This is a genomic window from Aeromonas sp. FDAARGOS 1416, assembly GCF_019048085.1.
GTDB classification, from domain to species: domain Bacteria; phylum Pseudomonadota; class Gammaproteobacteria; order Enterobacterales; family Aeromonadaceae; genus Aeromonas; species Aeromonas veronii.
In genome coordinates, this window is record NZ_CP077301.1 from 3227501 (window position 1) to 3251137 (window position 23637).

The following is a 23637-nucleotide window of genomic DNA, read 5'->3' on the forward strand; positions in this document are numbered from 1 at the left end:
GCCGTCTCGATCGCATCGGTCAGCAGAACACCGTCGAAATTCACGTTCCCTATCTGGAGGGTACCTCCCAGCGCGCCCTGCAGCTCTGGTATCACGATGGCCTCGATGCGTTCGAGCAGACCTGCCCGACCGCCCGCCCGGTATTTGAAGCCGTGCGTGACGAACTGTTCGAGCTGCTGGCCGCCAATACCGGTGATCAGGCGCCCCTGGAAGCGCTGCTGACCCGCACCCGCGAGTTGCACGAGCCGCTCAAGGCCAAGCTGGAACAGGGCCGCGATCGTCTGCTGGAGATCCACTCCAGCGGTGGCGAAGCTGCCAAACAGCTGGTCGAGAAGCTGGCTGCCGAAGATGACGACACCGGCATGATCTCCTTCGCCCTCAAAATGTTCGACGAGATCGGCGTCAATCAGGATGATCGCGGCGAGAATGCGCTGGTGCTGATGCCGGGCGATCACATGCTGGTGCCCAGCTTCCCGGGCCTGCCGCAAGACGGCATGACCATCACCTTTGATCGCACCACAGCCCTGTCGCGGGACGATATGTCGTTCCTCTCCTGGGATCACCCCATGATGCGCGGCGGTATCGACCTGATCCTCGGTTCCGAGATCGGTGCCACCTCGGTGGCTCTGCTCAAGAACAAGGCGCTGCCGGTCGGTTCCATCCTGCTGGAGCTGATCTTCGTCGCCGAGTCTGCGGCTCATCCCCAGCTCTACCGCTTCATGCCGCCGACACCGATCCGCCTGCTGATGGACAAGAACGGCAACAACCTCGGCGAGAAGGTGGCGTTCGATGCGTTCAACCGCCAGCTGACGCCGGTTAACCGCCACCTTGGTAGCAAGCTGGTGACTGCGTCCCAGCCGGTGATCCATGGTCTGATTGGCCAGGGTCAGGCGATTGCCGAAGAGCTGAAGGCCGGGATTGTCGACAAGGCCCGCGCCCAGATGGCGCAAACCCTGCAGCAGGATCTCGATCGTCTGGAGGCGCTCAAGGCGGTCAACCCGAACGTGCGCGACAGCGAGCTGGAATATCTGCGCAATCTGCAGGCAGAATTGCACAACCTGATCGACCAGACCCAGCTCAAGCTGGATGCCATCCGCTTTATCGTGGTCACCCATAACTGACAAGGTACCGACTGATAGCGGCCAGACCCAGCTCAAACTGGATACCCAAGGCCGCTTTGTCGTGGTTACCCATAACTGATGGGGGCTTGCCCCCACCTTCTGATGCGAGACATTTATGTTTGAATACTCACCGCCTCTGGAACCCTGGCTCGATATCCTGTTCAAGGACAAGGACATCATGGTGGTCAACAAGCCCACTGGCCTGCTAAGCGTCCCCGGGCGCGGCCCCGAGAATGAAGACAGCGTCCTGCATCGGGTGAAACAGCAGCACCCCAAGGCGGCGGCAGCTCATCGCCTCGACATGTCCACCACTGGCGTCATCGTCATTCCTCTCAACCCCAACTCTCATCGGGAGCTGAGTCGGCAATTTCGCGAGCGGGAGACCGAGAAGCACTACCTCGCCTGGGTGTGGGGTGAGCCGGAGGCAGAGTCGGGTCAGGTTGACCTGCCACTCTGCGTCGACTGGCCCAACCGCCCGAAACAGAAGGTGGATCACGAGGAGGGACGTCACGCCCTGACCCTGTGGGAAAAACTGAAAGTGGAGAACGGCAACAGCCTGATCAAGCTGACCCCCATCACAGGTCGCTCGCACCAGCTGCGCGTCCATATGCTGGAGCTGGGGCACCCGATCTTGGGTGACAACCTCTACGCCCATCCGGATGCGCTGGCGGCTGCGCCCCATCTCTACCTGCATGCGGCCATGTTGACCATCAGTCACCCCCGTAGCGGCGAGCGGATGACCTTCGAGGCGCCGGCACCTTTCCCGGTCTGACCCCAAAATCGCAGAGATAAAAAAGCCCCCATCGCAAGATGGGGGCTTTTTCATTAGGGTCAGACGCGAATATCGATCTTGCTTCCCAGAGAAGCGCTGGCCGATGTCGGTGCAACCGGTGCTGATTGCGCTGCGTTTTGCAGCAGATTCAGCGCAGCTTCGCCCTCTTGGGTCTGCTGTTTCTTGGCCAGACTGGCCGTCATCAGAGCAGAACCAAACGACGCATTTGCAGAACTTGATATATCCATAGGGTTCCTCCTGCACTCAACAGTATCGGCCAAGCGGCCCCGAACATAAGCACTGAATGCAAAACAATCTGAAAGTTGCTTTTCTATCAGTCAGATAGCAATTGCATTCATGGCCCCTGTTCACCGCTGGATGACGTCTTCAAGCTCCTGTGCCGTCATCGCCCGAAGCACCTTGCAAGGGTTGCCAGCCGCCACCACATTGGCGGGCACATCTTTGGTCACCACCGAACCGGCGCCGATGACACTGTTATCACCGATAGTGACACCGGGGCAGATGACGACGCTGCCGCCAATCCAGACGTTGTGGCCGATCCGCACCGGCTTGCCGAACTCGACACCCCTGATGCGCGGCGCCACCGCCACCGGGTGAGCGGCGGTGTAGATCTGCACCCCGGGCGCCAGCAGCACGTTGTCGCCGATGTGCACCTCACAGACGTCGAGGATGGTGCAGCCCACGTTGGCGTAGAAGTTCTCGCCGACGAAGATGTTGGCGCCATAGTCGCAAAAGAACGGCGGATTGATGGCGCACTCCTGGCCGCGGCTACCGAGCAGGTCGTGCAGCAAAGCATCCCGCGCCGGTTTCTCCTGCCAGCTGGTGTTGAAGGTGTGATAGAGCCTGCGGCAGCGCTCGCGCGCCGCTTTCAGCTCGGGATCGCCCGCATCATAAGGCTCCCCTGTCACCATCTTCTGCCACTCGGCACCTCGCACCACCTTCTCCATTACCTACTCCATCAGCCAGATCAGGGATTCATAAGGGCGCAGCATACCCGATTGCGGTTGGGCCGGGCTATCCGGGTAGTTGCCGAGCAGCAGCCGACCTTGCCCGCTTTGCAGCTCGGCAGGCAAGGCAAACTCCACCGGCTCGCCGTAGAAGTTGCTCACCACCAGCAGGGTCTGACCGTTGGCGCGGCGGGCATAGGCCCAGATCTGCGGGTGCCCGGTCAGCAGCTCCTGATAATCCCCCTGGGTGAAGATGGGGTGCGCCTTGCGCAGGGCGATGAGATCCCGGTAGTGCCAGAACACCGAGTGCTGGTCGGCCAGCGCCGCCTCGGCATTGATCTCGGAATAGTTGGCGGCTGGCTTGAGCCAGGGTGTCCCGTTGGTGAAACCGGCGTTGGCCGCAGCGCTCCACTGCATCGGGGTGCGCGAGTTGTCGCGGGACTTGGCACCGAGAATGGCGAGGATCTCGGCCTCGCTCATCCCTTCGGCCTGCTTGATGGCAAAGATGTTGCGGCTCTCCACATCCTGATAGTCATCGATGCGCTGATAGCCGGGGTTGGTCATGCCGATCTCCTCCCCCTGATAGATGTAGGGGGTGCCCTGCAAACCGTGCAGCGTGCTGGCCAGCATCTTGGCGGCCACAACCCGATGCTCGCCCTCGTCACCGAAGCGGGAGACGATGCGCGGCTGATCGTGGTTGCACCAGAACAGCGCCGACCACCCCTTGCCGTGCATGCCACTCTGCCAGTGGTTGAAGATGCGCTTGAGTTCGATGAAATCGAACGGAGCCTTGGTCCACTTGTCGCCGTTGGGGTAATCCACCTTGAGGTGATGGAAGTTGAACACCATGGAGAGCTCGGAGCCATCGAGGGCGCCATAGCGCTGACAGTGCTCCAGTGAAGTAGAGGACATCTCCCCCACCGTCATGGCGCCGACAGGAGCAAACACGTCGCGGCTCACGTCCTGCAAAAATTCGTGGATGCGCGGCCCGTCGGTGTAGAAGCGGCGGCCATCGCCAATCTCGTCGTTCGGGAACGCCTGATCCTTGGAGATAAGGTTGATAACGTCGAGGCGGAACCCATCCACCCCCTTCTTGGCCCAGAAGTGGATGATATTTTTCACCTCGGCACGCACCGCCGGATTTTCCCAGTTGAGATCCGCCTGCTCGCGGGCAAACAGGTGCAGGTAGTACTGACCGGTGGCAGAGTCCAGCTCCCAGGCGCTGCCGCCAAACTTGGATTGCCAGTTGTTGGGCACGCAGCCATCCACCGGATCGCGCCAGATGTAGTAGTCGCGGTAGGGGCTGTTTTTATCCCCCAGCGCCGACTTGAACCAGGCGTGCTCGGTGGAGGTGTGGTTGACCACGATATCCATCACGATGCGGATGTCGCGCGCGTGGGCGGCGGCCAGCAGCGCCTCGAAATCAGCCATGGTGCCGTAGGCGGGGTCGATGGCGTAGTAGTCGGCGATGTCGTAGCCGTTGTCCACCTGCGGCGAGACGTAGACCGGGGTCAGCCAGAGGGCATCGACCCCCAGCGTCTTGAGGTAATCGAGGCGGGCCATGATCCCCTTGAGGTCGCCGGTGCCACGGGCAGCGGAATCCTGAAAGCTCTTGGGGTAAATCTGGTAAATCACGGCACTCTGCCACCAGGGTGTTTGGCTCATGGGTCTTTCTCTTGTCTCGAATATGAAATGGAGAGGGCGACCCGCGGGTCGCCCTGATAATCAGTGTCAGGCGCTGGCTTGGGCCAACTTGCCAGCGGCTTGCTGGCGCTTGTAGACCAGCAGGGTCAGCACCACCGGCACCACGATGGCAACCAGCATGGCGATGGAGAACACCGCCCAGTATTGCGGCTGGATGGAGAGGATGCCCGGCAGGCCCCCTACCCCGATGCCGTTGGCCATCACACCGGCAAAACCGCAGATGAGGGCGGCAAGGCTGGAGCCCACCATGGCGCACAGCATGGGGAACTTGTACTTGAGGTTGATACCGTACATGGCCGGTTCGGTCACCCCGAGGTAGGCGGAGATGGCGGCAGGCACCGAGATCTCCCGTTCGTTCTCCTTGCGGCTAATCAGAATGATGCCCACTACGGCAGATGCCTGAGCGATGTTGGAGAGAGCGATCAGCGGCCAAATCGGAGTGCCACCCATGCTCTGCATCAGCTGCAGATCCACCGCGTTGGTGGTGTGGTGGATACCGGTAATGACCAGCGGTGCATAGAGGAAACCGAACAGGGCAGCGCCGATGGGAGCGAAGGAGCCAGTCATGGCGGCCTTGGCAGCGAAACCGACGCCATCACCAATCCAGCGACCAAACGGGCCGATAAAGGCGTGGGCCACGATCACTGCCAGCAGCAGCGAGACAAACGGCACAATCACCAGATAGAGGTAAGCCGGAATGATCCGCTTGAGGTTGGTCTCAACCCAGGCGAGGAAGACACCCGCCAGCAGCGCCGGAATGACCTGGGCCTGATAACCCACCTTCTGGATCACGAACAGGCCGAAGTCCCACACCTCCGGGGTCTGCTGACCGATGCCGTAGGCGTTCATCAATTGCGGCGACACCAGCGTCACCCCCAGCACGATACCCAAGATCTCGGAGCCGCCCATCTTCTTCACTGCAGACCAGCAGACACCTACCGGCAGGAAGTGGAAAATCGCCTCGCCCAGCAGCCAGAGGAAGGCGTGTACCTGAGCCCAGAACTGGCTGATCTCGGTGAGGGTGTGAGTGCCATCGTCGAACATCTTGATGTCGCCGATGACGTTGCGAAAGCCCAGGATCAGACCGCCGGTGATGATGGCGGGCAGCAGCGGCACGAAGATCTCCGCCAGATGGGAGATGCCCCGCTCCAGCGGATTCATATTCTGGCGCGCCGCCTGCTTGGCGGTCTCCTTGCTGCCACCGCTGACGCCGAGCTGTTCGGTCAGCGCCTTGTACCACTGCTCCACCTCGTTGCCGATCACCACCTGGAACTGACCGCCCTGGGTGAAGCTTCCCTTCACTGCCGGAATGGTTTCGATGGCCTTGCTGTCGGCCTTGGCCGGATCGTTCAGGACGAAGCGCAACCGGGTCAGGCAGTGGCTGACGGTGGCGATGTTCTCCTTGCCGCCGATCTTGTCGATCAGGGTGGCAAGCTGCTGTGCGTTGATCTTGGACATGGGTCTTCCCTCTGTGACGCCATTGAATAGTGGTCTGTATCGCCCTTTTGAGCCAGTCTGTCGGCCGGAGCGTTTTTGGTATCGTTCCCATTTAGCATGCCGACAATCTGGCCAGATCGGAATGGGAACGTTCCCAATTCGTGGCCAGCGTCACAAAAAGCACACTTTTTGTTCAGTCTGAAGTGATGGGGCTCACAGGGTTCGGCAGGGGGCGATAGTCACCAGCGGAGGCTGATCCTGCTCAATCTGGCCGAGCAGCTGACGCGCCGCCTGCTCCCCTGCCCCCTTGTAACCGAGATCCAGAGTGAGGGCGTTGGGGAAGAGGAAACTGAGCATGGGATTGTTGCCAAGTCCGGTCACCAGCACCTCGCTACGCCCTTGTTCTTGCAGGTATTTTGCCGCACCGATGGCGAGGGTGTCGCTGGCGCAGACCAGCGCCTGGGTGGAGGGGGTAAGCAGCTCGGCCGCCAGCCGGTAGCCGCTCTGCAGGCTGAGATCACCGAGGGCGCTGCGCGGGCGCAACCCCTGTTCTGCGCAATAAGCGAGATAGGCGTCGAGGCGACGCTGGCCGGTGGTGAGATCCGAGGCATCCACCCCCAGATAGGCGATGTCGCGGGCGCCACGGCTTGCCAGCTGCGCCAGCATGGTGCGCACCGCACCGGCGTCGTCAAAACAGACCGAGGAGAAACCGGGATATTCACGGGCGACCAGCACCAGCTTCTCTTTCAGCGGCGCCATGGCGGCATAGTCCAAGTCATTGAAGGCGAACAGGATAATGCCATCCACCCCGCGCCGCTCCAGCACCGCCAGATGCTCCTGTACCTTGGCGGGGGAGAACTTGCTCTCCATCAGCACAGCATCGTAGCCGCGCTGGTAGAGGGTCTCCAGCATGCCGCGCACCGCCTGATTCTCCGAGCCGGAGTCGAGCCGCGAGACGATGATCCCCACCACCTGCTGGCTCTGGCTGCGCATGGCCCGCGCCGACTTGCTCGGCACGAAGCCGTGCTCGGCGATGATCTGCTCCACCCGCTCGCGGGTCTCCTGCTTCACCTTGGGATCCTGATTGAGCACCCGGGAGACGGTCGACTTGCCGACGCCACTCAGTCTGGCGATATCGAGGATGGTCAGTTTCTTGTCCATGAATTGGCTCACAGGAGGCTAGGCGGTGGAATTGCCCACATTGTTGTGATTAACCCCTGTGAATACAAGCCCATGGCGTTAGAATGCCCTTTTTGCCCCGCCGTCAGGGTGTGTGGGCACAGCACAGGATGCCCATCATGGATCTGCTGGCCAGTCTGCTCTTCTCCCTCTCCATCACAGGCCCCATCTGCGTGGTGCTGCTGCTCGGCATCTTGCTCAAGCGGCTGGGGCTGCTGCCGGATCCCTTTACCGAATCCGCCTCGCGGCTGGTGTTTCAGGTCACCCTGCCCGCTCTGCTCTTTCTCAGTATTCTGGGTACCAACTTCGCCACCATGCCGAGCCTCTGGTTTATCGGCTATGGCCTGCTCGCCACCGTTATCAGCTATCTGGTGCTGGAGCTGCTGGCCGAACGTTTTATCGGGGAGCAGCGACTGCGCGGCATCTTCGTGCAGGGGAGCTTTCGCGGCAACAGCGCCATTATCGGGCTCGCCTATGTGCAAAACGCCTACGGCCACGAAGGGTTGGGGGCGGCGGCCTTCTATGTCGGCGCGGTGACCGTGCTCTACAACATTCTCGCGGTGATCACCCTCACCCGCAGTCTCGGCGGCGCCACCGGTATCCGCCCCATCCTGCTCGGCATCATCAAGAACCCGCTGATCATCGCCATTGTGGCGGCGCTGCCGTTTACCCTGCTCGGTATCAAGATGCCGCAACTGCTGCTCACCACCGGCAGCTACTTCGCCAACATGACGTTGCCGCTGGCGCTGCTCTGCACCGGCGCCTCCCTCAGCCTCGACGCTCTGCGTGGTGGTGCAGCCATTGCGGGCTGGGCCAGCATCATGCGGCTCTGCCTCATTCCTGCGGTGTTCACTCTGGGGGCTGCCCTGCTCGGCTTCAGCCATCTGGAGCTGGGTATTCTATTTCTCATCAGCGCCACTCCGACTGCTGCCGCCAGCTATGTGATGACCCGCGCCATGGGGGGCAACAGCGTGCTGGCCGCAAACATCATCGCCACCACCACCCTCGGCTCACTGCTCACCACTAGTCTGGGGGCAACTCTGATGAACTATCTGGGGCTTATGTACTGACGGCTTGACCTTGCCGCAGGCGACAGCTGTACCCTTGTGCCATATCAACCGAGGAGAGCATTTATGACCATCGAACTCACCGTCTCCGGCATGTCCTGTGGTGGCTGCGCCGCCAGCCTGCAAAAAGCCCTGCAGGCCCAGCCTACTGTTACCACCGCGACCGTCGACTTTGCCAGCAGCAAGGCCGTCATCGAGAGCGAGCTGAACAAGGCCGAGCTGATCGCCCTGATTGAAGCCAAGGGTTTCTCTGCGAGTTAAATTATCTCTATAGAGGTATAAAACAGGTTAAAAATCTGTACTCACCTGTCTTTTGGTGAGTTTTATCACAGACCGGGGTTATTAAACGGGCAAACTTGCTGCGATTATTCCAACCATAAGGATTTGCAGCATGACCCTACCGATCCGCAAGACCCTGCTCGCCGCCGTCGTTGGCCTGACCCTCTCTCCCATGGCCATGGCGCTGCCCAACGTCCATATTCTTGCAACCGGCGGCACCATTGCCGGGGCAGGCCAGTCGGCTACCCAGTCCAACTACGAGGCTGGCAAGGTGGCCATCGAAACCCTGATCGCCGCCGTGCCCGAGATGAAGAACGTGGCCGATGTGCAGGGTGAGCAGGTGGTCAAGATCGGCTCCCAGGACATGAACGACGAGGTGTGGCTCAAGCTGGCCAAGCGGGTCAACGAGCTGCTGGCCAAGGATGACGTGGATGGCATCGTCATTACCCACGGCACCGACACCATGGAAGAGACCGCCTACTTCCTCAATCTGACCGTCAAGAGCGACAAGCCGGTGGTGCTGGTCGGCGCCATGCGCCCCTCCACCGCCATGAGTGCCGATGGCCCGCTCAACCTCTACAACGCCGTAGTGACCGCCTCCGACCCCGCCTCCAAGGGCCGTGGCGTGATGGTGGCGATGAACGACACAGTGCTGGATGCCCGCGACGTCACCAAGACCAACACCACCGGGGTGCAAACCTTCGCCTCCCCCAACTTTGGCCCGCTCGGTTACATCCACAACGGCAAGATCGACTATCAGCGCAGCCCGGCCCGTCTGCACACCAGCAAGACGCCGTTTGACGTGAGCAAGCTCGACAAGCTGCCGCAAGTTGGCATCGTCTACAGCTACGCCAACGCCACCGACTTGCCGGCCAAGGCGATGGTGGATGCCAAGTTCGACGGCATCGTCAGCGCCGGGGTGGGCAACGGCAACCTCTACCACACCCTGTTCGACACCCTGGCCAAGGCGAGCAAGGATGGCATCCGCGTCGTGCGCTCCGCCCGCGTGCCGACCGGCGCCACCACCCTGGATGCCGAGATCGATGATGCCAAGTACGGCTTCGTGGCCTCCGGCACTCTCAACCCGCAGAAAGCGCGGGTGCTGCTGATGCTCTCCCTGACCCAGAGCAAGGATCCGGCCCAGATCCAGCGCTGGTTCCAGCAGTTCTGACAACGGTTGCCTGACAAGTGACAAGCAAGGGCGGGACTTCCCGCCCTTTTCCATCCTGCATGCAATGCCACTTCGCCAAGCACCCGCCTCACCCATTACGTCGTTTGGCGAGGTCATCCTTCCCTTTTCCGGCCATCTTTTTCGGCCACCGCAGAGCGTTGTCATCAAATTAGCGAGCCGGATCACCCGCTTTCACAAGCGCATCGCCGCCAAATTCATTACACTGCCAGCGATCTTATCCACTCAAGGAGTGCTGTTGCTGTATGGAAATATTGATCCTGCTGGGATTGATTTTGCTTAATGGCGTCTTCGCCATGTCAGAAATCGCCATCGTCACCGCACGCAAGGCTCGCCTTGGCAAGCTTGCCTCTGAAGGCAACCGTTCCGCCGCCATTGCCCTCAAACTGGGCGAAGACCCGACCCATTTTCTCTCTGCCGTCCAAATCGGCATTACCAGCATAGGTTTGCTCAACGGTATCTACGGCGAATCCCTGCTGGCCCAGCCCTTCTCCCTCTGGTTGCAGGAGTGGGGACTATCCCCCAAGAGCAGCGGCCTGATCGCCACCGTCATCGTGGTGGTGGTGGTTACTTACCTCTCCATCGTGGTGGGGGAGCTGGTGCCCAAGCGCCTTGGCCAGCTCAATGCCGAGCGCATCGCCTGTCTGGTGGCCCGCCCCATGCACTGGCTCGCCACCCTGACCCGCCCATTCGTCTGGCTGCTGTCGGCCTCTACCAATGCCAGCCTGCGGCTGCTGCGGGTCAACCAGAACGGCAGCGCCAACGTTACCGAGGAGGAGATCCACGCCATGCTGGTGGAGGGCTCTGAAGCCGGGGTGATCGAGGATCATGAACACACCATGCTGCGCAACGTCTTCCGTCTCGACGAGCGCAGCCTCTCCTCCCTGATGGTGCCGCGCAGCGATATCCGCTATCTGGATCTGGCGCTGCCGCTGGAGACCAACCTGCAGCGACTGGTGGAGTATCGCCACAGCTATTTTCCGGTCTGCGACGGCAACCTGTCAGAATTGGTGGGTATCATCAATGTCAGCAAGGTGCTGCACGCCTATATCAAGGGGGAGCCCATCGATCTGGCTGCCCTGACCCAGGAGGGCAGCCTACTGCCCGAGACCCTCAACGGCGTCGAGCTGCTCAACCACTTCCGCACCCACAGCGAACAGATGGCGCTGGTGGTGGACGAATATGGCGAGTTGCAGGGACTGGTCACCCAGCAGGATCTGCTGGAGGCGCTGGCGGGGGATTTCCAGCAGGAGGATGGCGAGGACAACTGGGCCTTCCGGCGCGCCGACGGCAGCTGGCTGCTCGATGGCCTGATCCCGCTGCCGGAGTTGAAGGATTGTCTGGAGCTGGTTCGTCTGCCTGAAGAAGAAAAACATCACTATCACACCCTCGGAGGGCTTATCATGCTGCTCCTTGGTCGTGTTCCACAAACCGGAGACCTGGTGGCACTGGAACAGTGGCAACTGGAAATAGTTGACATGGATGGCCTGCGCATCGACAAGGTGCTCGCCATGCCCTTGACCGATCAACCCAGCTAACCTGCGGAGTTTGCAAGTATGGAGCAGTTTTACCAACTGGCTCACGCCTTTATGAATCACGATCTGAACACACTTTCCGATCCCAAGATGGCCTTCATGATCTGTGGTGTGATTCTGACGTTTCTGGTACTGGAAAACGGATTCATCCCTACCGCCTTTCTGCCCGGTGACAGCCTGCTGATCCTCACCGGCGTGCTCATCTATCAGGATGTATTGTCTCTCGGGGTGATCCCGCTGTTGATCATGGCTACCTTTGTCGGCACCTGGCTCGGTTACATGCAGGGGCGCTTTCTCGGCCACACCCAGCTCTACCATCGGCTGATGTCCCACGTGGAAGAGCGGCACCAACAGAAGGTCTACCACCTGCTGGACAAGTACGGGATCATCACCCTGATCACCGCGCGCTATATCGCCTTCGTGCGCACCGCCTACCCCTACATCGTCGGTGCCACCGAGCTGCCCCAGGGGCGCTTTCTCATCGTCAATCTGATCAGCTCCATCATGTGGATCTGCCCGCTGGTCGGGTTTGGTTACTACCTGAGCCACACCAAGCTGGCCGCCGAATACCAGACCCAGTTCTTCAATATCATCATCTATCTGCCGGTGGCTCTGCTGGTGGGTGGCATGGTGGCGCTGGTCTGGCGCTGGATCAGCAAACGCAGGGCAGCGCAGCCGCGGGATTGACCCCTCGCCCAACGCCCGCCCCGAAAGCCCTCGCCAGAGGGCTTTTTTGATCGCCAATTTTGCGCAAATAGCAGAAATAGTCCCGCTCGGCCCTTGTAAAGCCGGGGTAAAAATGAGTGAATCTAGCGCCTTTTTTTGGATGGGAATGGAGTCGGTTGTATGTGGTGTCGGATTCGCGCAGCAGCGCTGGTTGTCGGGTTGATGGGAATGCTGGGATTGCCTGCGGTCAGCGCGGCACCCAACCCTGCCAAACTGGAAGTACGCTCAAGCAGCGCTCTGGTCGTGGATGTAAAAACGGGCAAGACACTCTACCAGAAGAATGCCACCAAGGTGCGTCCCATCGCCTCTCTCACCAAGCTGATGACAGCGCTGGTGGTGCTGGATGCCAAACAGAATCTCAACCAGACCATCACGGTCGACAAGAACGATCTGGATCGGGTCAAACACACCCACTCCCGCATCCGCATGGGCACCAAGGTGACCCGCCGCGACGCCCTGCATCTGGCGCTGATGTCCTCCGAAAACCGGATGGCCTCGGCACTGGCGCGTCACTATCCGGGCGGTCGCAGCGCCTTCGTGCGGGCCATGAACAATAAGGCCAGACAATTGGGAATGCGTAATACCCACTTCTACGACTCCACCGGCCTCTCCACCCGCAACGTCTCCACCGCCCAGGATCTCGGCAAGCTGGCCGCCGCCGCCTATCGTCAGCCGCTGATCCGTCAGTTCACTCAGGATGAGAACCGGGAGATGCGCTTCAGCACCCCCGCCTATAGCCTGATGTTCAACAACACCAACCCGCTGGTGAAAAACCCGGATTGGGACGTACGCCTCTCCAAGACCGGCTTCACTGACGAAGCGGGGCGCTGTCTGGTGATGCGCGCCAAACCGGACAGCCGCGAGCTTGCCATCGTGCTGCTCAACTCGGTGGGCAAACGCACCCCTATAGGCGATGCCAACCGCATTCGCAAATGGCTGAAAAGCTGAGTAAATATCTCGACACAAAAGGATGCTGCGGCATCCTTTTTTATTGCCCGCAGAACGCCTCTGCAGGCCTTGCAGGATGTTGATGAGCGAACCCTTAGTGATGGCTGCGCGGCATCTGCCGTTACAACAGCAGGCATACAAGGCGCCTATAGATGAGGCAAAGGGTGGTGAGGCGGGGCAACGATCAGAAGAACTGTGCGCAATCACAGAAAGGGGAAGAAATAAGGACAAGAACAGCTAGGTAAACGGGCGATCCACCCGCAACAGCGCACGGGGATCCGCACCAAAAAGTTAAATATCGCCCATAAAAAAACCGCCCCGACCGAAGTCGAGGCTGTCTGTATGGTGCGCCCGAGAGGATTCGAACCTCTGACCACCTGGTTCGTAGCCAGGTACTCTATCCAGCTGAGCTACGGGCGCTCATAAACTTTTGGTACTGCTTGAAATATGGTGCGCCCGAGAGGATTCGAACCTCTGACCACCTGGTTCGTAGCCAGGTACTCTATCCAGCTGAGCTACGGGCGCTCACAAACTTTTGTGTACTGCTTGAAAAATGGTGCGCCCGAGAGGATTCGAACCTCTGACCACCTGGTTCGTAGCCAGGTACTCTATCCAGCTGAGCTACGGGCGCTCATAAATCGTTGTGTCGTTTTAAATGGTGCGCCCGAGAGGATTCGAACCTCTGACCACCTGGTTCGTAGCCAGGTACTCTATCCAGCTGAGCTACGGGCGCCCTGTTTTAAAACGATAAAAAAAGCTTACTTATCAGTAAGCCTTTTCCAAAGTGTCGACTTGCTGATGGTCAACACATGACTCTTGCTTGAGTCGTAATATGGTGCGCCCGAGAGGATTCGAACCTCTGACCACCTGGTTCGTAGCCAGGTACTCTATCCAGCTGAGCTACGGGCGCAAATGGCGGAGAAGGGGGGATTCGAACCCCCGATGCGGGTATAAGCCGCATACTCCCTTAGCAGGGGAGCGCCTTCAGCCTCTCGGCCACCTCTCCGTTTGCGGGGCTGATAATACTTCACAGGGATTTTTAGTCAAACACTTTTTTGGAGAAAAAAGTGCGTTCGCTCAGCATTTGGTCAAAGCGTGGAATATTCAAACAATATCAGCACTTATCCCGCAGTTTCGCGCCCTGCAGGGCAATTTCAGGGGGCCGGAAAAACAAAAGGCGACACATGAGGTGTCGCCTTGTCACAGCCATGAAAGTGGCTTAGAAGCTCGGTTGGCCCGGAACTTTCTCGGCCTGGATGCGCTGGTAGATCTCTTCGCGGTGTACGGAGACCTCTTTCGGCGCGTTAACACCGATACGGACCTGGTTGCCTTTAACGCCCAGTACGGTGACAGTCACTTCATCACCAATCATCAGGGTTTCCCCAACACGACGAGTCAAAATAAGCATTCGCTTGCTCCTGTATCCTGTTTTGTTTTTATATCGATATGCGACATTATCTAACAAAGATACCGATATGGTAAATGGTTGAAACTAAATCAATCAGAGATTGTTAGCCCAAGGGCTGCTCTTGCGGTGCCTGATCCAACCCGAAAGCCGCGTGCAGGGCTCGCACCGCCAGCTCCAGATACTTCTCGTCAATCACCACAGAGATTTTGATTTCAGAGGTCGAGATCAACTGCATGTTGATCCCCTCCTCGCCCAATACCTTGAACATGGTGCGCGCAACACCGGGATGGTTCCACATGCCGACACCGACAATGGAAACCTTGGCAATTTCGCCATTTCCCTGCACGCAGGAGGCGCCAAGTTCGGTGGCGGTCTCCTCCAGCAGTGCCCGAGCGCGGCGATAGTCGTCACGATTCACCGTGAAGGTGAAGTCGGCGGTGCCATCTCCCAGGGTGTTCTGCACAATCATGTCGACATCAATGTTGGCGTCGCTGATCGGATTCAGGATCTGCGCGGCAACGGTTGGTCTGTCCGGCACGCCCAGAATGGTCAGGCTGGCCTCGTTGCGGTTAAAAGCGATCCCGGATACCAGGGGAGCTTCCATCCTATCACCTCCATATGTGATTAAGGTTCCCTCTCCATCGATAAAGCTCGACAGCACCCGCAGCGGGACGCGGTACTTGCCCGCAAACTCCACCGAGCGGATCTGCAACACCTTGGCACCGAGACTGGCCATCTCCAGCATCTCCTCGAAGGTGATGGTGTCGAGACGACGCGCCTTGGGCTCGATGCGCGGATCCGTGGTGTATACCCCATCCACATCGGTAAAGATCTGGCACTCATCGGCCTTGATGGCCGCCGCCACGGCAACCGCCGTGGTATCCGAACCGCCGCGGCCCAAGGTTGTGATGGCGTTATGCTCGTCACGGCCCTGGAAACCGGCGATCACCACCACCTTGCCCGCAGCCAGTTCGGTATGAACCAGCTCGGTGTCGATGTGGGTGATGCGCGCCTTGCCATAGGCGGAATCGGTGTGAATCCGTACCTGATCACCGGTCATTGAGACCGCAGGACAACCGCGTTTGTTCAACGCGATCGCCAGCAGCGCTATGGTGACCTGCTCACCGGTGGAGACCAGTACATCCATCTCCCGCCGGTTGGCATCAGGATCCAGTTGCTGGGCCATGCCCAGCAACCGGTTGGTTTCGCCCGACATGGCGGAGACAACCACCACCACGTCGTGTCCCTGGGCGCGGGTCTGCTCGACCCGCTCAGCTACCGCCTCGATCCGCTCCAGTGTGCCGACCGAGGTGCCGCCGTACTTCTGTACATAGAGTGCCACAGATCACCTCGCCCGATTACAGGCGCTCTTCCAGCCAGGAGTGAACGGATTGCAGCGCTGCCGGCACCGCCTCAGGCTGAGTACCACCCGCCTGTGCCATGTCCGGACGGCCACCGCCCTTGCCACCCACCTGCTGGGCAACCAGATTGACCAGCTCACCGGCCTTGACCTTGCCGGTCAGGTCGTTGGTGACGCCGGCGATCAGGTTGACCTTGCCGTCGGCACAGGTGGCCAGCAGTACAACACCGGACTTCATCTGGTTCTTCAGTTCGTCCAGCATGCCGCGCAGGGATTTCGGATCGGCCCCTTCCAGCGCTGCAACCAGCACCTTCTGACCGTTGATCTCGATCACCTGACCCAGCAGGTCGTTACCGGCCTGAGCGGCCAGCTTGGCCTTGAGCTGCTCCAGCTCGCGCTCCATCATCTTGGCCTTGTCCAGCATCTGGCGAACCTTGTCGGCGATGCAGAACTGATCACCTTTCACCAGTGCGGCAGCCTCTTCGATCTGCTCGCCAACCTGATGCATGAAGTCGATGGCGGCTTTGCCGGTCACCGCTTCGATACGGCGCACGCCAGCTGCGATACCGCTCTCGGCGATGATCTTGAAGAAGCCGATATCGCCGGTGCGCTTGGCGTGAGTACCGCCGCACAGCTCGGTGGAGTAGTCGCCCATGCGCACCACGCGCACGTCGTCTTCATATTTCTCACCAAACAGCGCCATGGCACCGGCGGACTTGGCCGCTTCCAGATCCATCAGCTGGGTGGTGATTTCATGGTTGGCGCGGATCTGGTTGTTGACCAGCTCCTCGACCCGGCGAATGGTCGCCATGGTCAGCCCCTCGAAGTGGGAGAAGTCAAAGCGCATGCGCTCGGCCCCTACCAGAGAACCTTTCTGGGTGACATGCTCGCCCAGAGCCTGACGCAGGGCAGCATGCAGCAGGTGAGTTACGGAGTGGTTCAGGGCGATGGCCTGACGACGGTCAGCGTCTACCACGGCTTCCACTTCGGCGCCCTTCTCCAGGGTACCCAGCTCCATGTAGCCCTTGTGGATGATCGCCTTGCCCGCTTTCAGGGTGTCGGTCACGGCAAAGATACCGTCGTCCACTTTCAGGGTACCGCTGTCGCCGATCTGGCCGCCGGACTCGGCGTAGAAGGGGGTCTCTTCCAGCACGATGACCGCTTCGTCACCGGCGATAAGACCGCTCACCTCTTCCACACCCTTGTAGATACCGACCACGCGGGTACGCTCGGTCAGGGTCTTGTACCCGGTGAAGGGGGTCTCGAAGTCGAGCTTGAGCATCTCGTTGTAGTTCACGCCGAAGCTGGAGGCCTCTTTGGCACGAGCACGCTGCTTCTCCATCTCGGCCTTGAAGCCCTCTTCGTCGATGCCGATCTCGCGCTCGCGCACCACGTCGGCAGTCAGGTCGGCCGGGAAGCCGTAAGTGTCATAGAGCTTGAACACCACCTCACCCGGAATAACCTTGGCATCACCCAGGTTGGCCAGAGCATCTTCCAGCAGCAGCAGACCGCGATCCAGGGTGCGGACGAACTGCTCCTCTTCGATGCGCAGCACGCGCTCGACCAGCGGCAGCTGGGCGATCAGCTCGGCAGCGACATCCTTCATCTGCACTGCCAGCTCGGCAGCCAGTTTGTAGAAGAAGACATCGGTCGCGCCCAGCTTGCGACCGTGACGCACGGCGCGGCGGATGATGCGACGCAACACATAGCCACGACCTTCGTTGGACGGCATCACGCCATCTGCCACCAGGAAGGCGCAGGAGCGGATGTGGTCAGCGATGACGCGCAGGGACTGGTTGCTCAGATCGGTGGTGCCGACAATCTCGGCCGCTTTCTTGATCAGCGCCTGGAAGATGTCGATTTCGTAGTTGGAGTGGACACCCTGCATGATGGCAGAGATACGCTCCAGACCCATGCCGGTATCCACGGACGGACGCGGCAGCGGCTCCATGGTGCCGTCAGCCTGACGGTTGAACTGCATGAACACCACGTTCCAGATCTCGATGAAACGGTCGCCATCCTCTTCCGGTGAGCCGGGACGGCCGCCCCAGATGTGATCGCCGTGGTCATAGAAGATCTCAGTGCAGGGACCGCACGGGCCGGTATCGCCCATCGCCCAGAAGTTGTCGGAAGCGTAAGGGGCCCCCTTGTTGTCACCGATGCGCACGATGCGATCGGCCGGGACACCAACCTCTTTTTCCCAGATATCGAAAGCTTCATCGTCAGTCGCGTAGACGGTCACCAGCAGGCGATCTTTCGGCAGCTGCAGCACCTCGGTCAGGAAGCCCCATGCAAACTTGATGGCATCCTGCTTGAAGTAGTCACCGAAACTGAAGTTGCCCAGCATTTCAAAGAAGGTGTGGTGACGAGCGGTATAGCCGACGTTTTCCAGATCGTTGTGCTTACCACCGGCACGCACGCAACGCTGGGAAGTCGTCGCGCGATTGTAGGCACGCTTGTCTGCGCCAAGGAACACGTCCTTGAACTGGTTCATACCCGCGTTGGTAAACAACAGGGTCGGGTCGTTATGCGGTACCAGCGAGCTGGAGGAGACAACCTGGTGCCCCTGGGAACGGAAATACTCGAGAAACGCAGCGCGAATCTCTGACGTGGACATATACATGGAAAATCCTGCTTGATTCGAATACGGACTTTTAACCGCATTAATGTAAGTTTTCTGCGGGGTAAAGTAAAACGGACAGGGCCGCCACGGGCGAAAAAGCGCACATAAACGGGCCAGAAAAGAGCGCCACTGCTCACAGTGGCTTTTTTCACTATCGAGAGGCAAAAAAGCAGCGCATAAAGAGGGATGAGATAAACAAAAGGCCGCTTTTTCGGGATTGTGCGCGCAAGCTACTGAACGGGCAGGAAAAACCTGCCATAAGGAGAGGTGAAACAACGTTTGCCACGCAGTGGCGTTACTCTTCCCGCTCCTGCAGGGCAGAGATGGCGTAACGAGCCTGATCCTGGGTAAAGCCGCGCCCCAGCAGATACTTGAGCCACTTCATCCGCAGCTTGAAATCCGCCAGATCGGCAATTTTTGCCCGTCGCTCCAACAGATCGAAGGCAAGCTCGAACCAGTCCAGCTCGGGTTGCTCGAAGGCGGCATCGATCTGGCCATCGTCCAGCCCCTTGCGGCGCAGGTCGAAACGGATCTTGAGCGGGCCATGCCCCTTGGCGGCACCGGCCCGCACCGCCATGGCACCATATCGCTCGTCATTGACCCAGTTGTAACCGCGGCAGTAGTTGACCACCGCCTCGATCACCTCTTCCTGATAGCCCTGCTGGCGCAGGCGTCTGGTCAGCTCCGACTCGGCACTCTCGCGGCGGGCCAGACTGCGCATGGCATAGCCACGGGCAGCGGCCAGCTGTTCGGCAAAGGTCGGCTCGGCAGGCTCGACCGGTTCGGTAACGGATTCATCAACCATCATAAATAACAAGGCCGGGTAGATACCCGGCCTTCCTTTGTTCCTTATTCGAACTCTTGTTCGCTTTCGGCATCGAACTCGTCTGCCTCAACCGGTGCAGCCTTGTCATCGACTGGCACGGCACCGGAGAGCAGCAGCTCGCGCAGCTTGGCTTCCACTTCGCCAGCCATCGCCTTGTTCTCGGCGAACAGCTTCATCACGTTGGCCTTGCCCTGACCGATCTTCTCACCGTTGTAGCTGTACCAGGCACCGGCCTTGTCGATCAGCTTGTGCTTGACGCCCAGATCCACCAGCTCACCCTCTTTGGAGATGCCAGCGCCATAGAAAATCTGGAACTCGGCCTGCTTGAAGGGCGGGGCCACCTTGTTCTTGACCACTTTGACGCGGGTCTCGTTACCGACCACTTCGTCGCCTTCCTTGATGGCGCCGATACGACGGATATCCAGACGCACGGAGGCGTAGAACTTGAGCGCGTTACCACCGGTAGTGGTCTCTGGGCTACCGAACATGACGCCGATCTTCATCCGGATCTGGTTGATGAAGATGCACAGGCAGTTGGCGTTCTTGATGTTGGCAGTCAGCTTGCGCAGCGCCTGGGACATCAGACGGGCCTGCAGACCAACGTGGGAGTCACCCATCTCCCCTTCGATTTCCGCTTTCGGGGTCAGGGCCGCCACGGAGTCGACGATGATAACGTCAACCGCGTTGGAGCGAACCAGCATGTCGCAGATCTCCAGCGCCTGTTCACCGGTATCCGGCTGAGAGATCAGCAGGTCGTCGACGTTGACGCCCAGCTTGGCAGCATAGATAGGGTCGAGGGCGTGTTCCGCATCGACGAAGGCACAGGTTTTGCCTTTCTTCTGGGCTTCCGCGATCACCTGCAGGGTAAGGGTGGTTTTACCGGAAGATTCCGGGCCGTAGATTTCGACGATACGGCCACACGGCAGACCGCCGATGCCCAGCGCCACGTCCAGCGAGAGGGAACCGGTAGAGATGGCTTCGATATCCATGGTCTTGCTGTCGCCCAGACGCATGATGGAACCTTTGCCGAACTGCTTTTCAATCTGACCCAGCGCAGCCGCCAGTGCCTTCTGTTTGTTCTGATCCATGCCAATCTCCGCTGGAAATCGTGAGTAAGAAGTGAAGTTGGGCTAAGTATACTGTCTATTCATACAGTATCAAGCCCAATTTATCTGAGCAGGGCCAACAGACCCGACAAGGCCTGTCTCACCGCCTGCTGGCGCACCTGTCGGCGATCCCCGTCGAAGCGGGCGAGCAGGGAGTGGTGACGACCGTTGCGATCGGCCCAGGCGAACCAGACGGTGCCGACCGGCTTGCCCTCTGTGGCGCCGCCGGGGCCGGCGATGCCACTGATAGCAACGCTGATGGAGGCAGACGAGTACGCCAGCGCGCCGCGGGCCATCTCCAGCACCACCGCTTCGCTCACTGCACCGTGCTGTTCAAGGCTATCGCTGCTCACCCCCAACATCTGCTGCTTGGCCTCGTTGGTGTAGGTGACAAATCCGCGATCGAACCAGCCGGAGCTGCCCGCGATGTCGGTAATAGCCGTAGCCACCCCACCGCCGGTACAGGATTCGGCGGTCGCTGCCAGCCAGCCCCGCTGGCCAAGGGCCCGTCCCAGCTCGATGGCAAGGTGCTCTATCTCTGCATCCAGTTTCATCACGACTCCTTCTGATCCGCTCAAGAGGCACATTATGCGATCCCGCTAGCGCCGCCCGCAACCACGGCAGACCGCCCTTGCCTGCAGCAATGTGAGGTGCCGCACCGGTGTCATGCCTTCAATAGTGCAGAACAACCGCGCCCGGAACACCCGCTCCCCCGCCGCGGCGCTTATGTGTAGAATGGCGCCATCAAGCTCAAGGCTAATCACCGCAGACACTGGCCCGCAGAGGCCCCTTCTGGAACAGAACATGACCGCACAACACCAAGCCAGCGGCGCCAATCTGAGCGCCCACACGCCCATGATGCAGCAGTACCTTGGCCTCAAGGCCGAGAACCCGGAGATCCTGCTGTTCTACCGGATGGGCGACTTCTACGAGCTGTTCTATGACGATGCCCGCAAGGCCTCCCAGCTGCTCGATATCTCCCTGACCAAGCGCGGCCAGTCGGCGGGTAGCCCCATCCCGATGGCGGGGGTGCCCTATCACGCCATCGAGGGCTATCTTGCCAAGCTGGTGCAGCTCGGCGAGTCGGCCGCCATCTGCGAACAGGTGGGGGATCCCGCCACCAGCAAGGGGCCGGTGGAGCGCAAGGTTATTCGCATCATCACCCCGGGTACCGTCTCCGACGAGGCGCTGCTCAGCGAGCGGCAGGACAACCTGATCGCCGCCGTCTATCACGATGGCCGCCGCTTCGGCTATGGCACCATGGACATCGGCTCCGGCCGCTTCTTCATCAACCAGTTCGAGAAAGAAGAGACCCTGCTGGCAGAGCTGCAGCGCACCAATCCGGCCGAACTGCTCTATCCCGAATCCTTCGAGTTCCTGCACCATATCGAGGGTCGCCGCGGCCTGCGTCGCCGCCCGGAGTGGGAGTTTGAGCTGGGCACCGCTCGCAAGCTGCTCTGCCAGCAGTTCGGCACCCAGGATCTGGTGGGCTTTGGCGTAGACAAGAGCGAGACCGCCCTGTGCGCCGCCGGTTGTCTGATGCAGTACGTCAAGGACACCCAGCGCACCGCCCTGCCCCACATTCGCAGCGTGCGCCTCGAGCAGCCCGATCATGCGGTCATCATGGATGCCGCCACCCGCCGCAATCTGGAGCTGACCCAGAATCTCGCCGGCGGCCATGACAACACCCTCTCCGCCGTGCTCGATTGCACTGCCACGCCGATGGGCAGCCGCCTGCTCAAGCGCTGGATCCACCAGCCGATCCGCGATCGGGTGATCCTCAAAGGTCGCCAGAGCACCATCAAGGAGCTGATCGAGCAGAACCTCTATGACGAGTTGGGCGGATTGCTGCGTCAGGTCGGCGATGTGGAGCGGGTGCTGGCGCGTCTGGCCCTGCGCTCGGCCCGTCCGCGCGATCTCACCCGGCTGCGGCAGGCTTTCGCCCAGCTGCCCGAACTGCAGCGCCTGCTGGCGGAGAGCGAGCACGAGGCGGTGCAGCAGCTGCGCGAGCGGGCCAGCACCTTCCCCGAGCTGCTCGACCTGCTGGAGCGCGCGGTGATGGAGGTGCCGCCGGTGCTGATCCGCGATGGTGGCGTCATCCGTGACGGCTTCAATCAGGAGCTGGACGAGCTGCGGGATCTGGCCAACGGTGCCACCGCCAGCCTCGCCCGCATCGAGGAGCGGGAGAAGCTGCTGACCGGCATCAACACCCTCAAGGTGGGTTACAACAAGGTGCACGGCTTCTATATCGAGGTGAGCCGCGCCAACAGCCATCTGGTGCCGGCCCACTACATCCGCCGCCAGACCCTCAAGAACAACGAACGCTACATCATCGATGAGCTGAAGAAGTACGAGGACAAGGTACTCACCGCCCAGTCCCAGGCGCTGGCGCTGGAGAAACGGCTCTACGAAGAGCTGCTCGACGCCCTGCTGCCCCACCTCGGCGATCTGCAGGATTCCGCCGCCGCACTGGCGGAGCTGGACGTGCTGGCCAACCTGGCCGAGCGGGCCGAGACCCTCGACTATCGCTGCCCCACCCTCATCGACGAAGATCAGATCATCATCGAGGCGGGCCGCCATCCGGTGGTGGAGCAGGTGATGACCGACCCCTTCATCGCCAACCCGATCCGGCTGGAGCGGGAGCGACGGATGCTGATCATCACCGGCCCCAACATGGGCGGTAAATCGACCTACATGCGCCAGACCGCGCTGATCGTGCTGCTGGCCCATATCGGCGCCTTCGTCCCCGCCGACAGCGCCCGCATCGGCCCCATCGACCGCATCTTCACCCGCATCGGGGCATCGGATGATCTGGCATCGGGACGCTCCACCTTCATGGTGGAGATGACCGAGACCGCCAATATCCTCAACAACGCCACCGCCCGCAGTCTGGTGCTGATGGACGAGATTGGCCGCGGCACCAGCACCTACGACGGCCTCTCGCTGGCGTGGGCCTGCGCCGAGCAGCTGGCGAGCAAGATCGGCGCCTACACCCTGTTTGCCACCCACTACTTCGAGCTGACCCGCTTGCCGGAGCTGATGGAAGGGCTGGCCAACGTCCACCTCGATGCGGTGGAGCACGGCGACACCATCGCCTTTATGCACGCGGTGCAGGAAGGGGCGGCCAGCCGCTCCTACGGTCTGCAAGTGGCGGCGTTGGCTGGGGTGCCGAAATCAGTGATCCAGCAGGCCCGCCACAAGCTGCACGAGCTGGAGAGCGCCACTCCGGTCGCCGCCGGTGAAAGCCGCCCGGCACCGGTGGCCCTCGCCCCGCAGCCTCATCCGGTGGTGGAAGAGCTGGAAGCAGTGCGCCCGGACGAGCTCACCCCCCGTCAGGCCCTCGACCTGCTCTATCGCCTCAAGCAGATGCTGTAAGCAGCTGCCGCCGC

Annotated in this window: 20 protein-coding genes and 6 tRNA genes (1 of these 26 running past the window's edge); 9 read left to right on the forward strand and 17 right to left on the reverse strand. The window is 60.5% G+C overall.

The window, feature by feature from the left end; all coding sequences use genetic code 11:
- On the forward strand, positions 1–1121 hold the final stretch of the coding sequence (rapA, locus tag I6L46_RS14470) for an RNA polymerase-associated protein RapA (protein ID WP_216976102.1). It extends 1747 nt beyond the left edge of the window; only the last 1121 of its 2868 coding nucleotides appear in the window; its start codon lies off the left edge, out of view; its stop codon occupies positions 1119–1121.
- Positions 1122–1236: 115 nt separating this feature from the next.
- Positions 1237–1893, forward strand: coding sequence for a bifunctional tRNA pseudouridine(32) synthase/23S rRNA pseudouridine(746) synthase RluA (rluA, locus tag I6L46_RS14475; protein WP_042081022.1), 657 nt, complete (start codon positions 1237–1239; stop codon positions 1891–1893).
- 59 nt (positions 1894–1952) lie between these two features.
- Here rluA and I6L46_RS14480 read toward each other — a convergent pair whose 3' ends face one another.
- The 5 genes from I6L46_RS14480 to treR form a co-directional block, all read right to left on the reverse strand.
- Complete coding sequence (locus tag I6L46_RS14480; protein WP_216976104.1) at positions 1953–2141, reverse strand: hypothetical protein; 189 nt, start codon at positions 2139–2141, stop codon at positions 1953–1955.
- A gap of 120 nt (positions 2142–2261) precedes the next feature.
- Positions 2262–2861, reverse strand: a complete 600-nt coding sequence (locus tag I6L46_RS14485; protein ID WP_216976106.1) for a sugar O-acetyltransferase — start codon at positions 2859–2861, stop codon at positions 2262–2264.
- A gap of 3 nt (positions 2862–2864) precedes the next feature.
- Positions 2865–4526, reverse strand: coding sequence for an alpha,alpha-phosphotrehalase (treC, locus tag I6L46_RS14490; protein ID WP_216976108.1), 1662 nt, complete (start codon positions 4524–4526; stop codon positions 2865–2867).
- Positions 4527–4592: 66 nt separating this feature from the next.
- The gene (gene treB, locus I6L46_RS14495) at positions 4593–6023 is read right to left on the reverse strand and encodes a PTS trehalose transporter subunit IIBC (protein ID WP_216976110.1); all 1431 of its coding nucleotides are present in this window, start codon (positions 6021–6023) and stop codon (positions 4593–4595) included.
- A 192-nt stretch (positions 6024–6215) separates the two neighbouring features.
- Complete coding sequence (treR, locus tag I6L46_RS14500) at positions 6216–7163, reverse strand: trehalose operon repressor TreR (RefSeq protein ID WP_216976112.1); 948 nt, start codon at positions 7161–7163, stop codon at positions 6216–6218.
- 137 nt (positions 7164–7300) lie between these two features.
- On the opposite strand from treR, the gene I6L46_RS14505 reads away from it, so the two are divergent.
- The 6 genes from I6L46_RS14505 to pbpG all read left to right on the forward strand — a co-directional run bounded on the left by I6L46_RS14505 (position 7301) and on the right by pbpG (position 12925).
- Complete coding sequence (locus I6L46_RS14505; RefSeq protein ID WP_216976114.1) at positions 7301–8251, forward strand: AEC family transporter; 951 nt, start codon at positions 7301–7303, stop codon at positions 8249–8251.
- Between the two features lie 63 nt (positions 8252–8314).
- On the forward strand, positions 8315–8509 hold the full coding sequence (locus I6L46_RS14510) for a heavy-metal-associated domain-containing protein (RefSeq protein ID WP_216976116.1): 195 nt from the start codon (positions 8315–8317) through the stop codon (positions 8507–8509).
- A gap of 130 nt (positions 8510–8639) precedes the next feature.
- Complete coding sequence (gene ansB, locus I6L46_RS14515) at positions 8640–9698, forward strand: L-asparaginase 2 (RefSeq protein WP_005348754.1); 1059 nt, start codon at positions 8640–8642, stop codon at positions 9696–9698.
- Positions 9699–9961: 263 nt separating this feature from the next.
- Positions 9962–11254 (forward strand): hemolysin family protein, encoded by a 1293-nt coding sequence (locus I6L46_RS14520; RefSeq protein WP_216976118.1) that lies wholly within the window; start codon positions 9962–9964, stop codon positions 11252–11254.
- A gap of 18 nt (positions 11255–11272) precedes the next feature.
- Positions 11273–11938 carry a DedA family protein gene (locus tag I6L46_RS14525; protein WP_005343012.1) on the forward strand — a complete coding sequence of 222 codons (666 nt, stop codon included), beginning with the start codon at positions 11273–11275 and terminating at the stop codon, positions 11936–11938.
- Positions 11939–12097: 159 nt separating this feature from the next.
- Positions 12098–12925 (forward strand): D-alanyl-D-alanine endopeptidase, encoded by an 828-nt coding sequence (gene pbpG, locus I6L46_RS14530; protein WP_203118959.1) that lies wholly within the window; start codon positions 12098–12100, stop codon positions 12923–12925.
- Positions 12926–13268: 343 nt separating this feature from the next.
- On the opposite strand, the gene I6L46_RS14535 is transcribed toward pbpG, so the two are convergent.
- The 12 genes from I6L46_RS14535 to pncC all read right to left on the reverse strand — a co-directional run bounded on the left by I6L46_RS14535 (position 13269) and on the right by pncC (position 20802).
- Positions 13269–13345: transfer RNA gene (locus I6L46_RS14535), tRNA-Arg, on the reverse strand.
- A gap of 28 nt (positions 13346–13373) precedes the next feature.
- Positions 13374–13450 (reverse strand) — tRNA-Arg (locus I6L46_RS14540).
- A gap of 29 nt (positions 13451–13479) precedes the next feature.
- Positions 13480–13556 (reverse strand) — tRNA-Arg (locus tag I6L46_RS14545).
- Between the two features lie 25 nt (positions 13557–13581).
- Positions 13582–13658, reverse strand: a tRNA-Arg gene (locus tag I6L46_RS14550).
- A 100-nt stretch (positions 13659–13758) separates the two neighbouring features.
- Positions 13759–13835, reverse strand: a tRNA-Arg gene (locus I6L46_RS14555).
- A 3-nt stretch (positions 13836–13838) separates the two neighbouring features.
- A tRNA-Ser gene (locus tag I6L46_RS14560) sits at positions 13839–13931 on the reverse strand.
- A gap of 213 nt (positions 13932–14144) precedes the next feature.
- Positions 14145–14333: a carbon storage regulator CsrA gene (csrA, locus tag I6L46_RS14565; protein WP_158110307.1), complete on the reverse strand. Its 189-nt coding sequence runs from the start codon at positions 14331–14333 to the stop codon at positions 14145–14147.
- Between the two features lie 103 nt (positions 14334–14436).
- The gene (locus I6L46_RS14570; protein ID WP_100646953.1) at positions 14437–15675 is read right to left on the reverse strand and encodes an aspartate kinase; all 1239 of its coding nucleotides are present in this window, start codon (positions 15673–15675) and stop codon (positions 14437–14439) included.
- Positions 15676–15691: 16 nt separating this feature from the next.
- A complete protein-coding gene (alaS, locus tag I6L46_RS14575; RefSeq protein WP_005336056.1) occupies positions 15692–18316 on the reverse strand; it encodes an alanine--tRNA ligase in 2625 nt (874 codons plus the stop codon).
- A 295-nt stretch (positions 18317–18611) separates the two neighbouring features.
- Positions 18612–19121, reverse strand: coding sequence for a regulatory protein RecX (locus I6L46_RS14580; protein ID WP_216978058.1), 510 nt, complete (start codon positions 19119–19121; stop codon positions 18612–18614).
- 44 nt (positions 19122–19165) lie between these two features.
- Positions 19166–20230, reverse strand: coding sequence for a recombinase RecA (gene recA / locus I6L46_RS14585; protein ID WP_216976120.1), 1065 nt, complete (start codon positions 20228–20230; stop codon positions 19166–19168).
- 80 nt (positions 20231–20310) lie between these two features.
- On the reverse strand, positions 20311–20802 hold the full coding sequence (gene pncC, locus I6L46_RS14590) for a nicotinamide-nucleotide amidase (RefSeq protein ID WP_040068991.1): 492 nt from the start codon (positions 20800–20802) through the stop codon (positions 20311–20313).
- Positions 20803–21052: 250 nt separating this feature from the next.
- On the opposite strand from pncC, the gene mutS reads away from it, so the two are divergent.
- Complete coding sequence (gene mutS, locus I6L46_RS14595) at positions 21053–23623, forward strand: DNA mismatch repair protein MutS (protein ID WP_216976122.1); 2571 nt, start codon at positions 21053–21055, stop codon at positions 23621–23623.
- Positions 23624–23637 lie beyond the last annotated feature (14 nt).

Bases quoted from the DNA above. Each gene is read 5' to 3' on its own strand.
- rluA (WP_042081022.1), top strand. From the start codon at position 1,237: ATGTTTGAATACTCACCGCCTCTGGAACCCTGGCTCGATATCCTGTTC.
- I6L46_RS14480 (WP_216976104.1), bottom strand. From the start codon at position 2,141: ATGGATATATCAAGTTCTGCAAATGCGTCGTTTGGTTCTGCTCTGATG.
- I6L46_RS14485 (WP_216976106.1), bottom strand. From the start codon at position 2,861: ATGGAGAAGGTGGTGCGAGGTGCCGAGTGGCAGAAGATGGTGACAGGG.
- treC (WP_216976108.1), bottom strand. From the start codon at position 4,526: ATGAGCCAAACACCCTGGTGGCAGAGTGCCGTGATTTACCAGATTTAC.
- treB (WP_216976110.1), bottom strand. From the start codon at position 6,023: ATGTCCAAGATCAACGCACAGCAGCTTGCCACCCTGATCGACAAGATC.
- treR (WP_216976112.1), bottom strand. From the start codon at position 7,163: ATGGACAAGAAACTGACCATCCTCGATATCGCCAGACTGAGTGGCGTC.
- I6L46_RS14505 (WP_216976114.1), top strand. From the start codon at position 7,301: ATGGATCTGCTGGCCAGTCTGCTCTTCTCCCTCTCCATCACAGGCCCC.
- I6L46_RS14510 (WP_216976116.1), top strand. From the start codon at position 8,315: ATGACCATCGAACTCACCGTCTCCGGCATGTCCTGTGGTGGCTGCGCC.
- ansB (WP_005348754.1), top strand. From the start codon at position 8,640: ATGACCCTACCGATCCGCAAGACCCTGCTCGCCGCCGTCGTTGGCCTG.
- I6L46_RS14520 (WP_216976118.1), top strand. From the start codon at position 9,962: ATGGAAATATTGATCCTGCTGGGATTGATTTTGCTTAATGGCGTCTTC.
- I6L46_RS14525 (WP_005343012.1), top strand. From the start codon at position 11,273: ATGGAGCAGTTTTACCAACTGGCTCACGCCTTTATGAATCACGATCTG.
- pbpG (WP_203118959.1), top strand. From the start codon at position 12,098: ATGTGGTGTCGGATTCGCGCAGCAGCGCTGGTTGTCGGGTTGATGGGA.
- csrA (WP_158110307.1), bottom strand. From the start codon at position 14,333: ATGCTTATTTTGACTCGTCGTGTTGGGGAAACCCTGATGATTGGTGAT.
- alaS (WP_005336056.1), bottom strand. From the start codon at position 18,316: ATGTATATGTCCACGTCAGAGATTCGCGCTGCGTTTCTCGAGTATTTC.
- I6L46_RS14580 (WP_216978058.1), bottom strand. From the start codon at position 19,121: ATGGTTGATGAATCCGTTACCGAACCGGTCGAGCCTGCCGAGCCGACC.
- recA (WP_216976120.1), bottom strand. From the start codon at position 20,230: ATGGATCAGAACAAACAGAAGGCACTGGCGGCTGCGCTGGGTCAGATT.
- pncC (WP_040068991.1), bottom strand. From the start codon at position 20,802: ATGAAACTGGATGCAGAGATAGAGCACCTTGCCATCGAGCTGGGACGG.
- mutS (WP_216976122.1), top strand. From the start codon at position 21,053: ATGACCGCACAACACCAAGCCAGCGGCGCCAATCTGAGCGCCCACACG.